Consider the following 11727-nt stretch of genomic DNA (forward strand, 5'->3'; position numbering starts at 1 on the left):
CAGATACTCACGCTCATTACCGTCTCGGGTGCAGATACTCACGCTCAGACTCGACCTTCTGTACCAGAGATGGGTTTTTGGGGTGATTATCTGTACCCGAGACGAATTTGAGGTGGGGTTGGTGTACCCGAAACGCCCTCGCTTAGGGGCGGGCGGAGCGGTCTCGAATGTCCGTGATGATGCCGGAGAAGTCGCGATGCGCGCCGTCGCCCGCTGCGAACTCGTCGTAGATCTTCGAAGCGAGCGGACCCATCTGGGCGGCGACTCCCGTCTGCTCGATCGCTTGGAGCGCAAGCCGGAGGTCCTTGGCCATGAGCGTGCCGGCGAAGCCAGGCTGGTAGTCGCGGTTCGCGGGGCTCGCGGGCACGGGGCCAGGGACGGGGCAGTTGGTCGTGAGGGCCCAGCATTGGCCCGAGGCATGGGCGGCGACGTCGAAGAGCGCGTCGTGCGAGAGGCCGAGCTTCTCGCCGAGCACGAACGCCTCGGACACCGCGATCATGGAGACTCCGAGGATCATGTTGTTGCACACTTTGGCCGCCTGCCCGAGGCCGTGGCCGCCGCAGTGCACGATCCGCTTGCCCATGAGCCCGAGGAGCGGCTCGACCTCGGCGAAGTCCGCGTCATCGGCTCCGACCATGAACGTGAGCGTCCCGGCTTCGGCTCCGACGACGCCGCCCGAGACCGGCGCGTCGACGAAGCGGTGCCCGGCACTGACCGCCGCCTCAGCCGCCTCGCGCGCCTCCGCGACGTTGATCGTCGAGCAGTCGAGGAACAGCGTCCCAGGGGCGGCGCCCGCGAGCAGACCGGGGCTCCCCCCAGTTCCGCGATAGACGTCTAAGACCTGGCGGCCGGCCTGAAGCATGGTGAGGACGACGGCGGCGCCCTCCGCCGCTTCGGCCGCGGACTCCGCGACCTCGACGCCCAGGGCTCGGGCGGCCTCGGCGGCGGCCGGGAACGGGTCGAAACCCACGACTTTCTTTCCGGCCTTGACGAGGTTGGCCGCCATGGGGGCGCCCATATGGCCGAGGCCCAGGAAGGCGATCCGTCCGCTCGCGGCTCCGTTCCCGCTCATCTCAGCTTCCTTCCGGCATCACGAAATGGGCACCTTGGCGGACGCCGGAGGGCCAGCGGCTCGTCACGGTCTTGGTCTTCGTGTAGAAGCGGAACGCGTCCGGCCCGTGCTGGTTGAGGTCCCCGAACCCGGAGGCCTTCCAGCCGCCGAACGTGTAGTAGGCGATGGGCACCGGGATCGGCACGTTGACCCCCACCATGCCCACCTCGACGCGGCTTGCGAAGTCCCGGGCGGCGTCGCCGTCGCGCGTGAAGATCGCGACACCGTTGCCGTATGGATTCTCGCTGCACAGCCGCAGGGCGTCCTCGTAATCCTCGGCTCGGACCACGCTCAGCACCGGTCCGAAGATCTCGTCGCGGTAGATGCTCATCTCCGGGGTCACGCGGTCGAAGAGCGTCGGGCCGACCCAGAAGCCGTCTTCGTAGCCGTCCACGGCCGCGCCGCGCCCGTCGCTCACGAGAGTTGCGCCCTCTTCGACGCCCGCCGCGATATAGCCCTCGATCCGCTCCTTCGCCGCGGGCGTCACGACTGGCCCGAAGTCAGAGCCCTGGTCGAAGCTCGGGCCGACCGTCAGGTCCTGGATGCGGCCTTGCAGCGCGGCGATGAGCCGGTCGCCCGTCTCCTCGCCGACGGGCACCGCCACGGAGATGGCCATGCAGCGCTCCCCGGCTGAGCCGTAGGCGGCGCCGATGAGGGCGTCCGCGGCCATGTCGAGGTCCGCGTCGGGCAGGATCACCATGTGGTTCTTGGCGCCTCCGAAGCACTGGGCCCGCTTGCCGTGAGCTGCGGCCGTCGAGTAGATGTACTGCGCGATGGGGGTGGAGCCCACGAAGCCGATGGCCTTCACCCGCGGGTCCTCGAGGAGCGCGTCCACCGCTTCCTTGTCGCCGTTGACGACGTTGAAGACGCCGTCGGGCAGCCCTGCCTCGGTGAAGAGTTCCGCAAGCCGCAGCGGCACCGAGGGGTCCCGCTCGGACGGCTTGAGGATGAACGCGTTGCCTGCGGCGAGGGCCGGACCGCATTGCCACAGGGGGATCATGGCCGGGAAGTTGAAGGGAGAGATGCCGGCGACGACGCCGAGGGGCTGTCTGAGCGAGTGGACATCGAGGCCTTGGGCGACGCTGTCCGAGAACTCGCCCTTGAGGAGGTGCGCGGCAGCGCCCGCCGAGAACTCGACGACCTCGATGCCGCGTTGGACGTCGCTCCTGGCGTCGGCGAGGGTCTTTCCGTGCTCCCTGGAGAGGAGTTCCGCGAGCTCGTCGAGGTGGGCGTTGACGAGGTCGACGAACTTGAGGAGGATCCGCCCGCGCCTCTGGGGATTGAGCGCGGCCCATTCGGCCTGGCCCTTCTCGGCGCTCTCGATAACGCCGCGCACCTCGTCGGCGCTGGCCAGCGGAACTCGACCCTGCACTCGTCCGGCACACGGGTCGAAGACGTCGCCGAAGCGTCCCGACGCCCCGTCGACCCGTTGCCCTCCGACGTAGTGGGACAGCTCGTAGACCGTGTTGGAAGACTCTTGCACCATGACGGAACGCTCCTTTGCATCCGGTCCAGGTTGTGATCTAGATCTCTTCGGGACCTAGCACCGAAGATACTCGGACTTCCAACTAAGTTCCAGCGCCCCCGTTGCCCCGTCACCTTCGCGCGGTGCCCCGTTTGCCCCGTCACCTTCGCGGGGTGCACACCCTGCGGACGTGACGGCGCAACGGGAGAGCCCGGGCCCCGAGGGCGCAACGGGAGAGCCCGGGCCCCGAGGGGCGTGCTCAGGCGATTCGGTCGAACAGTCCCGCGAGTTCTTCCGTCAGGGCCTTGACGAGCGCGGGCTCGCCGATCGCCTTGCCGTCGAGGTGGTTCACGGGGGTCAGGAGCCGCACCGAGGAGATGAGCCAGACGGCATCGGCGTCGAACAGGTCCTCGGGCTCGAGCGGACCGTAGCCGAGCTCCCACCCGGCCTCCTTCGCGGCGGCGAAAAGCGCGCCCTGCGACGTGCCGGGCAGGATCCCGGAATCGAGCTGGGGGGTGACGAGCCTCTTGGAGGTGATCCGGCCGTCGTCGTCCGTTTCTGCGTGGGCGACCAGGACGGTCGAGGTCGGCCCCTCGAGCACCTGCCCGTCCGAGGAGGTGAAGATGACGTCGTCGGCGCCTTGGGCGTGCGCGTAGCGGAGCGCAGCCATGTTGACGGCATAGCTCAGCGTCTTGGCCCCGAGCAGGAGCCAGGGGGCGCGCTCGGCGACGTCGGAGTCGTAGCCGCGGTCCAGGAGGATGACGTCGACGCCCTCCTCGCGCTGCCGCTTCGCCGAGTGCGCGGGGGCGAAGGCCGCGACCCAGCACGTGGGAGCATGCACGCCCTCGACGCCTCGCGTGGCCACGAGCCGCACGACCACTTCGTCGAGCACCCCGACCGTCCGCTGGTACTCCGCGAGGGCGGTGACAATCGCACGCTCCCAGGCCTCATGCCCCGGGACCTCGAGTTCGAGCATCCGGGCGCTCGAATTGAGCCGCGAGAGGTGCGCCGGGAGCTTGCGCACGTGCCCGTCGAGCACGAGGAGCGTCTCGAAGACGCCGTCTCCGCGGGTCACCCCGAGATCGGTCGCATAGAGCGTGGGCCTCCCGGCGTCCTCGAAACGCCCGTCGGGATGAGAGGCGTCGAGGAAGACAAGCACGGTCTGAGTCATGGGGACAGCTTAGGCTGTGCCCATGCTGTTCCAGCTGCCTCTCATCGGCCTCCTGCCGGACTGGGCAACCTTCCTCGTTGCGGTCATCGACCTCGTGATCCGCGTCGCCGTCCTTGGCATCATCCCCGGCAACCGTCGCCCGACGACGGCCATGGCCTGGCTCCTCGCCATCTTCGTCATCCCGACGGTCGGGCTCCTGCTCTTCCTCATGTTCGGCAACTTCCGGCTCTCGCGGAACCGCCGCGAGCAGCAGCAGGAAGTCGACAACCGCGTGCGCGCAACCCTCGCGAGGGCGGACGACGTCGACACTCGCTTCCCGGGCGCGGAGTGGCTCCACTCGGCGGCGGCGCTCAATCGGCACCTCGGTTCCCTGCCGATGGTCAACGGCAACACCGTCCGGCTCATCCCGGGGTACGAGGACGCGCTCGCGGAGATGGCAGAGGCAGTCCGCGGAGCTCAGCGGTTCGTGAACGCGGAGTTCTACATCATGAGCTCGGACGAGGTCACGGACGAGCTCTTCACGGCGCTCGAGGAGGCGGCGGAGCGAGGCGTCGAGGTCCGCCTCCTGTTCGATCACATCGGGACGGCCAGGATCCACGGCTATCGCGGGCTGCTGCGGCGGCTCGAGGCATCGAAGATCCAGTGGCGGCGGATGCTCCCGCTGCTGCCGCTCCTCGGCCACTGGCGCCGCCCTGACCTGCGCAACCACCGCAAGATCCTCGTCGTGGACGGCGGGGTTGCGTTCACGGGCTCGCTCAACCTCATCGAGCGCTCCTATCGGAACCCGCGGCACCGCCGGGTGGGCCGGAAGTGGGTCGAGCTCATGGCCCGGCTCGAGGGGCCGGCTGTCACGACTCTCAACGTCGTGTTCGCGACCGACTGGCTGAGCGAGACCGGGCAGCTCCTGGCCGAGCAGATGGAGCCTCCGGAACCTGTGGGGGACATGCCGGCGCAGGTCGTCCCCAGCGGCCCCGCCTTCGCCAACGAGAACAACCTTCGGCTCTTCAACACGCTCATCTACTCGGCGCAGCACCGGCTCTCGATCTGCAGCCCGTACTTCGTGCCGGACGATTCGCTCCTCTACGCGGTGACGACGGCAGCCCAGCGCGGCGTGGACGTCGAGTTGTTCGTGTCCGAGCAAGGCGACCAGTTCCTCGTGCACCACGCGCAGCAGTCCTACTACGAGGTCCTGCTCGCCGCGGGGGTCAAGATCTACCGCTACCCCAAGCCGTATGTCCTCCACGCCAAGCACTTCACCGTGGACGACGACGTCGCCGTCCTCGGCTCCTCCAACATGGACATGCGCTCGTTCTCCCTCAACATGGAGGTCTCCCTCATGCTGCCCGGGGCGAGCATCGTCGCCCAGATGCGGCGCGTCGAGGACATGTACCGGAAGATCAGCCTCCCGGTGGACCTCCACACGTGGAGGCAGCGCTCGCTCCTCAGCCGCTATGTGGACAACGTCGCGCGCCTCACGGCGACGGTGCAGTAGTCACTCGGGAAACCTCGCGCCGAGCGTGCTGAGGACGGCGAACGACTTCGCGCGGATCTCGTCGTGCTCGGCGTCCGGGTCGGAGTCGGCGACGACGGCGCCGCCCACTCCGAGCGAGAGCGTCGCCGCGCCGTCGGGGCGTTCGACGACGACGAGGGTGCGGATGACGACGGAGAGGTCGGCAGCGCCGGTGCGCGAGAAGTAGCCGATCGCCCCCGAGTAGACGCCTCGGGGAGCGCCCTCGAGCCGGTCGAGGATGTCCATCGTGCTGATCTTCGGCGCTCCCGTCATGGAGCCCGGCGGGAAGGCCGCCGCGACGGCCTCGGCCCGCGAGGCGCCGGGCCGCAGCTGTGCCTCGACCGTGCTGACGAGCTGATGGACGGTGGCGTACGTCTCGACCGCGAAGAGCCGGGCGACCGCGACCGATCCGGGGACGGCGAAGTGGCTGAGGTCGTTGCGGAGCAGGTCCACGATCATGAGGTTCTCGGCGCGGTCCTTGGCATTGCCGGCGAGCTCCGCGCGCACGAGGGCGTCCTCGTCGGGCTGCGCCCCGGGAGCCCGGCGGCGGGTTCCCTTGATCGGTTCGGCGCGGAGGCCGCCGTCGTGCGCGACGCTCAGGAACCGCTCGGGCGAGGTGCTCGCGATCGTGACGCCGCCGAACCGGGCGAAGGCCGCGAACGGCGCGGGGCTGCGCCGACGCAGGGCCCGGTACGCGGCCCACCCGTCGAAGCCGCCGCGGCCCACGGTCGCCTCGAGGGCGGTCGTGAGGCACACCTCGTACGTGGTCCCCTCGGTGATCTCAGCCTTCGCCGCGCGGACCTTGTCGCGGTACACGCCGCCGTCGTCCCGTGCAGAGAAGGCTGGCACGGCCGGCAGGCTGAGGGGCTCGTCCCGTGCCTCGGCCACCGGCCCGCGCACGGCCCGTTCCGCTCCGTCGAGCCACTCTTCGGCGTCCGGCGCGGTGAGGGCCAGAAGCCACGCATCTCCGCGCTCGTGGTCCAGGACGACGGCGCGGGCCGCGTAGACGAGCTGGGCGTCCGGGATCCCGGTGCCGCCTCCCGAGGCAGTGCTGACGTCCTTCCCGCCGCATTCGCGCTTGAGCTCGTAGCCGAGGTAGCCGAGCCAACCGAGGGCGAAGCCGCAGTCGAGGCCCGCAGGGGCCGCCTCGCCCCCGTGGCCCCACGCGCCGTCGAGCCAGCGGAAGAACGGCTGGTCGAAACGCGCGGTCGCGGGGGTGGGCGTCTGCGGACCGAACGTCACGCTGGTGGCACCGTCGCTGTGCGCCATGCGCCGCCCGAGGAGGCCGCCGTCGTCGGCCATGATGCTGAAGCGGTTACGGACGTGCGCGCCCGGCGTGCCCTCGTGGGGGGATCTTGGCGAGTCGGAGGAATCCAGCCAGATCGCGTGCTCGGCGCCGCCGAACAGCGCCTCGAAGAGCGGGGCAGGTTCGGGCGTGGCGGGGATCCGCCGGGCGGCGACGGCCGCGGGATCGCGCTCGGCACGTTCCCGGGCGGGGAGGTCGCGGAGCGCGGGGACTTCGGCGAGCGCATCGAGCACGCGGCGTGTCGCCTGCTCGGGTCGGCCAGGACCGGGGGTCGACACCACGGTCACGGCGGCGGCCGCGGCGACGTCGTCGGCCTCGAGCCACGCCTCTTCCTGCGCCGCCCAGCGTTCCCAGTGGGGCGCGTACGTCTCGCCGTCCCGGTCCAGCGCCCGGCGGCGCCGCTCGTCCGCGGGGGCCTCGAGCCAGACGACGGCGTCGGCGAGGCTGCGCAGCTGCTCCGAGCCCGCCCCGACGCCCTCGAGCACCACGATCTCGGCGGGTTCCGTGACCCGCTCGGCCCCTTCGGCCTCGCCCAGCCAGTCCCAGGCCCGCCAACGCGCGGCCTCGCCGCGGCGGAGCGGCGTGAGCACCTCCGCGGCGCAGCGCGCAATCCCGCGCGCGAGCCCATCCCATCCGGGGTAGAGGTCCTCGAGGTGGACGAGCGCGACCGTCCGGTGCTCCCGCAGCGCCGCCGCGAGTTCGACGGCGAGAGAGGTCTTCCCGGCGCCCGAGCGGCCGTCGACGGCGATCACGCTCGGGCGGGCGATGCGCTGCTGGATCACGCCCCGGCGAGCAGAGGCGGCCGGCGCGTGAGCTCGTGGCGCACGTGCTCGACGATGCCCGGGACGGCTGCGTTGACGAGCTGCCAGGTCGACTCGAAGTCGCTCTGATCGCCGAACCACGGGTCCTCGATGCCCTGGTCGAGGGGGTCCAGATGGGCGACGGCGGGGTCGAACGAGCGCAGCATCCGGACCTTCTCTGCCGCCCCCTCCGGAGCGAATTCGCGGAGGTGGCCGTAGTGGTCTATGTCGAGCGCGAGGATGAGGTCGCGCTCCACGTACCACGCGGGCTGGAACTGGCGGGCGACGTGCGTGCTCGGGCGCAGGCCGTGGGCATCGAGGACGCGCGCAGCGCGAGGGTCTAGGGGCCGGCCGGCCTCGTAGTTCGTGGTGCCCGCAGAGTCCACGACAGCCTGATGCGCGAGGCCTGCCGTGCGCAGGGCATTGGCGAGCATGAACTCGGCCATGGGCGAGCGGCAGATGTTCCCGGTGCAGACCGTGATGATCCGGTAGGGGCTCGCCGTCGAGTTCATGGATCAAGCATAGGGTGAGGCGCCGCCCCGCCAGAATCGGGGGTCAAATGGCTGCGAGCAGAACGCCGACGCCCACGAAGAGCGATCCGAAGATCCGATTGAGCACCCTCTGCCCGGCGTCGTTCCGAGTGAAGCGCTGGAAGCTCTTCGCGGCGAGGGCGAAGAAGAACCACATGACCGCGATGTCGACGCCGACGATCGTCGCGCCGATCACGAGGTACTGGCTCCACAGCGGGAGCTGGGGTTGCACGAAGCCGGGGATGAAAGCGAGGAAGAAGACAATCGCCTTGGGGTTGAGCAGGTTGACCCAGAGGCCGCGTCGGGCCATGGACAACGCGGACTCGTTGAGGAGCTCCGAGGCAGCCGCTTCGGACGCGTCGGGCTTGCGGAGAAACTGCCGGATGCCGAGGTACATGAGGTAGGCCGCCCCGAGGTAGCGGATCACGTTGAACGCGACGGGCGAGCTCGCGACGAGGACTCCGATGCCCGCGGCGACGATCGCGAGGTGCACTGCGAGCGCGGCCTGCTGGCCCAGGATGCCCCAGATGGCGCGGCGGAAGCCGGCATTCAGCGAGTTGCTCATCGTATTGATGGCGCCGGCGCCGGGAGTGAAGCTGATCAGGAGGCAGGCACCGAGCAAGGCGAGCCAAATCGAGAAAGGCACCTTTCAAGATTAGTGCCCCCCATCGGCAGAGGATGTCCGCCCTATGCCCGCCCGATGACCTCCCCGTTGGGGATGAGGAACCAGCCGTCCGTCGACGAGCCCCAGCGGTGCCAGCCTGCAGCGATCCGTTCGAGGTCCACGCTCTCGGCGAAGCCATACGCGAGCGCCTGCTCGGCGAAGGCCGAGTGCAGCACGCGCTCGCTCCACACGCGCGCCTGCCACGTACGGAGCTGAGGCGTGGCGTAGAGCCAGTTGCTGCTCGAGGGGGCGACGTCGGTGAACCCGGCCTCCTGCATCCAGCTCACGAGCCGCCGGCCGGCATCTGGCTCGGCGCCATTGCGCCGGGCGATCCGCTGGTACAGCTCCATCCACTCGGAGAGCTCGGGGATCTCCGGGTACCAGCTCATCCCGTGGAAATCGGCGTCCCGCACCGCGACGATGCCGCCGGCCTTCGTCACCCGCCGCATCTCGCGTACAGCAGCCACAGGATCGGTGAGGTGTTGGAGCACTTGGTGCGCGTGCACGACGTCGAACACCTCGTCCTCAAGGTCGAGGTCGTACACGTTGCCGACCCCAAAGCGCACGTTGTCGATCCCACGGTCCTCGGCGAGGGCGCGAGCCTGGGCGACGACGTCCTCGGAGCGGTCGACGCCGACGACCTCGCCCGGCGCGGTGAGCACGGCGAAGTCGCACGTGATGCTCCCCGGCCCGCAGCCGACGTCGAGCACGCGGGCTCCTGGGGTGAGGTGGGGGAGGACGAAGGCGGCCGAGTTCTCAGCGGTTCGCGCCGCGTGGGCGCGCACAACGCTCTCGTGGTGGCCGTGGGTGTAGACGTCCTCGGGAGTGGTCTGCTGGCCTTCCATGGCACAACGTTACGCGCGGGGCTCCCGGAGCCGGTGACAGGCGCGACATGGGCGCGTGATCTTGGCTACGAAAACCCCTCCTCGGCAAAAACTCAAAACACTACCTGCCTACGCTGGAAAGGCCAAAAGGAATCGCGGCGGGCAACGGTGCCCATTCTGCGCAGCGAAAGGAGCACCACCTCATGTCCCTTCTGGACAGCCACACCCCGCACGGCCGCAAAGGCCCCTTCGGCAGCCGGACCATGCGCTTGGGCGAGGACATTCTCCTTGCCCGTCACGGCTCGCACATCAACCGCATGACCCACGATCGGCGCAACCACCGAATGGTCGCCATTCTGGACAATGGCACGGTCGACTATGCGTCGAACGTCCTCGTGGCCCCACCTAGGACCCCCATCGAGCGCCTTCAGCAGCAGATCCGGGATGTGCGCGACGACGTCGCGCCGATCACGAAGTCGGACCTCCGCGTGCTCGGCTGGTTCACGGCAGGATGGGCAGTGATCTCGGCGCTCTTCATCGTGGGCATCATCGTGCTCGGGTCCACGAACGGCGGCGCGGCCTTCGCCCAGGCCTCGACGCTCTTCCCCTCGTACTGATCCCCGCCTCGCTGATCCCGCGAGCGTAGGCTGGATCGGTGACCCAGCCCACGGGCCAGCCCGCCCAGCCCGAGACGCCCCCAGCCGCCGTCGTGACTTCGTCCTGGAGTCCTCGCCTCGCGCTGCTCGTCGCGGCGACGTACTTCATGGAGTTCTTGGACGGCACCGCATTGTCCACGGCGCTGCCGGCCATCGGTGCCGACTTCCATGTGGTTCCGGCGGATGTGAACGTGGCGATGACGGCGTACCTCATCGCTGTCGCGATGGGGATCCCGTTCAGCTCGTGGCTCGCAGAGCGGTTCGGCCCGCGACGCGTCTTCTGCACGGCCATCGCCGTCTTTACGGTCGCGTCGCTCCTGTGCGCCCTCAGTCCCAACCTCGTGGCCCTCACCGGGTTCCGGGCGCTGCAGGGCTTCGGTGGCGCGATGATGGTGCCGGTCGGATCGCTCGTCGTGCTACGGGGCACGCCCAAGGACCAGCTTCTCAAGGCCACCGCCTATCTCGTCTGGCCCGGCCTGCTCGCTCCGGTGCTGGCCCCTCTCGTGGGCGGCGCGATCACCCAGTACCTTTCGTGGCACTGGATCTTCTTCGTGAACCTTCCCCTCGGCGTGGCAGCGTTCGTGGCTGCGCTGCGGCTCGTCCCGTCCGGGGGTGCCGACCACGGGCGCCGGCTCGACTGGCCCGGTCTTGCGCTCACAACGATCGGGGTCGCTGCCGTCGTCGTCGGCCTCGAGCTGTTCAGCGAGGGGCGGCCCGCGGGCTGGGCCGCGGCGTCGCTCGCCGTGGGCCTCGCGTCGCTCGTCGTCGCTGTCGTCTGGATGCGCCGGGCGCCTCGGCCGCTCTTCAACTTCGCCGTCCTGCATGTGCGCACCTTCCGCGCCACGCAGACGGGCGGCTTCGTCTATCGGCTCACGATCCAGTCCGTACCGTTCCTCCTTCCCCTGCTCTTCCAGGACGGTTTCGGCTGGGACCCGGTCCATGCCGGCCTGCTCGTCGCCGCCGTCTTCGTGGGCAACATCGGAATCAAGCCGGCGACGACGCCGCTGATCCGCCGCTTCGGATTCAGGCCTGTGCTCGTGGTCGCCGCTGCGGCGTCCGCCGCCACCTTCGCCGGCTGCGCGCTCCTGGCGCCGGACGCCCCCGACCTGCTCATCGCGTTGCTCCTCCTGGCCTCCGGCGCCTTCCGCTCGATCGGCTTCTCCGCCTACATGAACGTGCAGTACGCGGACGTCTCCTCCGAGCAGCTGCCGAGCGCGAACGCCATCGCGAACACCCTGGTCCAGCTTGCCGCGGCCCTCGGGGTCGCGGTGGGTGCGCTCCTGATCCGCGCTGGCATCGCGTTCCTTCCCGCCGGGACCGACCATGCGGGGCCCTACCGGGTCGCTTTCGCTGCGATCGCCGTCCTCATGCTCGTGAGCGTCGTCGACAGCCTCTTCCTCCCGAGGCACGCCGGGACCCAGGTGAGCGGGCGCCGCGGCTGAACTTGAGTCTGATTGGCTCAAGTCCATTTGACACTGGGCGGATAGGGCGTAGAGTTGAGTGCAGATCGCTCAACTTGACCGTTCGGCGTCGGCGACGGCGTCACCGGGCGGGTTGGCCTCTTTCGAGCATCAGCAATCAGCAGGAGGAACTATGTCCCGCGCAGTCGGTATCGACCTGGGAACCACCAACTCCGTCGTGTCCGTCCTCGAGGGCGGCGAGCCGACGGTCATCGCGAACGCTGAAGGCG

At 69.6% G+C, this 11727-nt stretch carries 11 protein-coding genes; 4 read left to right on the forward strand and 7 right to left on the reverse strand.

Features of this window, described 5'->3' with window-relative positions; genetic code table 11:
* Window positions 1-142: 142 nt before the first annotated feature.
* From mmsB to V7053_RS06905, 3 genes are all read right to left on the reverse strand, one after another.
* The gene (gene mmsB, locus V7053_RS06895) at window positions 143-1072 is read right to left on the reverse strand and encodes a 3-hydroxyisobutyrate dehydrogenase (RefSeq protein ID WP_334171531.1); all 930 of its coding nucleotides are present in this window, start codon (window positions 1070-1072) and stop codon (window positions 143-145) included.
* Between the two features lies 1 nt (window position 1073).
* The gene (locus V7053_RS06900; RefSeq protein ID WP_334171532.1) at window positions 1074-2597 is read right to left on the reverse strand and encodes a CoA-acylating methylmalonate-semialdehyde dehydrogenase; all 1524 of its coding nucleotides are present in this window, start codon (window positions 2595-2597) and stop codon (window positions 1074-1076) included.
* A 238-nt stretch (window positions 2598-2835) separates the two neighbouring features.
* Window positions 2836-3747, reverse strand: coding sequence for an aminodeoxychorismate lyase (locus V7053_RS06905; RefSeq protein WP_334171533.1), 912 nt, complete (start codon window positions 3745-3747; stop codon window positions 2836-2838).
* Window positions 3748-3769: 22 nt separating this feature from the next.
* Between V7053_RS06905 and cls the strand changes: the two genes are divergently transcribed.
* Entirely contained in the window at window positions 3770-5239 is a 1470-nt protein-coding gene (gene cls, locus V7053_RS06910; protein WP_334171534.1) for a cardiolipin synthase, read from the forward strand.
* Here the strand turns inward: cls and V7053_RS06915 are convergent, their stop codons facing one another.
* From V7053_RS06915 to V7053_RS06930, 4 genes are read right to left on the reverse strand one after another with little or no spacing between them, the layout of a single operon-like run.
* Entirely contained in the window at window positions 5240-7345 is a 2106-nt protein-coding gene (locus tag V7053_RS06915) for a chorismate-binding protein (RefSeq protein WP_334171535.1), read from the reverse strand. It abuts the gene before it with no gap.
* Complete coding sequence (locus V7053_RS06920) at window positions 7342-7875, reverse strand: low molecular weight protein-tyrosine-phosphatase (protein WP_334171536.1); 534 nt, start codon at window positions 7873-7875, stop codon at window positions 7342-7344. The genes V7053_RS06915 and V7053_RS06920 overlap by 4 nt, the downstream gene beginning before the upstream one ends.
* Window positions 7876-7918: 43 nt before the next feature.
* Window positions 7919-8539, reverse strand: a complete 621-nt coding sequence (locus tag V7053_RS06925; protein ID WP_334171537.1) for a LysE family transporter — start codon at window positions 8537-8539, stop codon at window positions 7919-7921.
* A gap of 41 nt (window positions 8540-8580) precedes the next feature.
* Window positions 8581-9402 carry a methyltransferase domain-containing protein gene (locus V7053_RS06930; RefSeq protein ID WP_334171538.1) on the reverse strand — a complete coding sequence of 274 codons (822 nt, stop codon included), beginning with the start codon at window positions 9400-9402 and terminating at the stop codon, window positions 8581-8583.
* A 182-nt stretch (window positions 9403-9584) separates the two neighbouring features.
* Here V7053_RS06930 and V7053_RS06935 point away from each other — a divergent pair, with 182 nt between their 5' ends.
* From V7053_RS06935 to V7053_RS06945, 3 genes are all read left to right on the forward strand, one after another.
* A complete protein-coding gene (locus V7053_RS06935) occupies window positions 9585-9998 on the forward strand; it encodes a hypothetical protein (protein ID WP_334171539.1) in 414 nt (137 codons plus the stop codon).
* A gap of 38 nt (window positions 9999-10036) precedes the next feature.
* On the forward strand, window positions 10037-11479 hold the full coding sequence (locus V7053_RS06940; RefSeq protein ID WP_443022582.1) for an MFS transporter: 1443 nt from the start codon (window positions 10037-10039) through the stop codon (window positions 11477-11479).
* A gap of 151 nt (window positions 11480-11630) precedes the next feature.
* Window positions 11631-11727 (forward strand): Hsp70 family protein (locus V7053_RS06945; protein WP_334171541.1); only part of this gene is annotated, 97 nt, incomplete at its 3' end.

Source organism: Sinomonas sp., from assembly GCF_036848755.1.
Classification (GTDB): Bacteria; Actinomycetota; Actinomycetes; order Actinomycetales; family Micrococcaceae; genus Sinomonas.

Excerpts from the sequence above, each read along its gene's own strand:
- V7053_RS06920 (WP_334171536.1), bottom strand. The coding sequence starts at position 7,875 with ATGAACTCGACGGCGAGCCCCTACCGGATCATCACGGTCTGCACCGGG.
- cls (WP_334171534.1), top strand. The coding sequence starts at position 3,770 with ATGCTGTTCCAGCTGCCTCTCATCGGCCTCCTGCCGGACTGGGCAACC.
- V7053_RS06905 (WP_334171533.1), bottom strand. The coding sequence starts at position 3,747 with ATGACTCAGACCGTGCTTGTCTTCCTCGACGCCTCTCATCCCGACGGG.
- V7053_RS06935 (WP_334171539.1), top strand. The coding sequence starts at position 9,585 with ATGTCCCTTCTGGACAGCCACACCCCGCACGGCCGCAAAGGCCCCTTC.
- V7053_RS06930 (WP_334171538.1), bottom strand. The coding sequence starts at position 9,402 with ATGGAAGGCCAGCAGACCACTCCCGAGGACGTCTACACCCACGGCCAC.
- V7053_RS06900 (WP_334171532.1), bottom strand. The coding sequence starts at position 2,597 with ATGGTGCAAGAGTCTTCCAACACGGTCTACGAGCTGTCCCACTACGTC.
- mmsB (WP_334171531.1), bottom strand. The coding sequence starts at position 1,072 with ATGAGCGGGAACGGAGCCGCGAGCGGACGGATCGCCTTCCTGGGCCTC.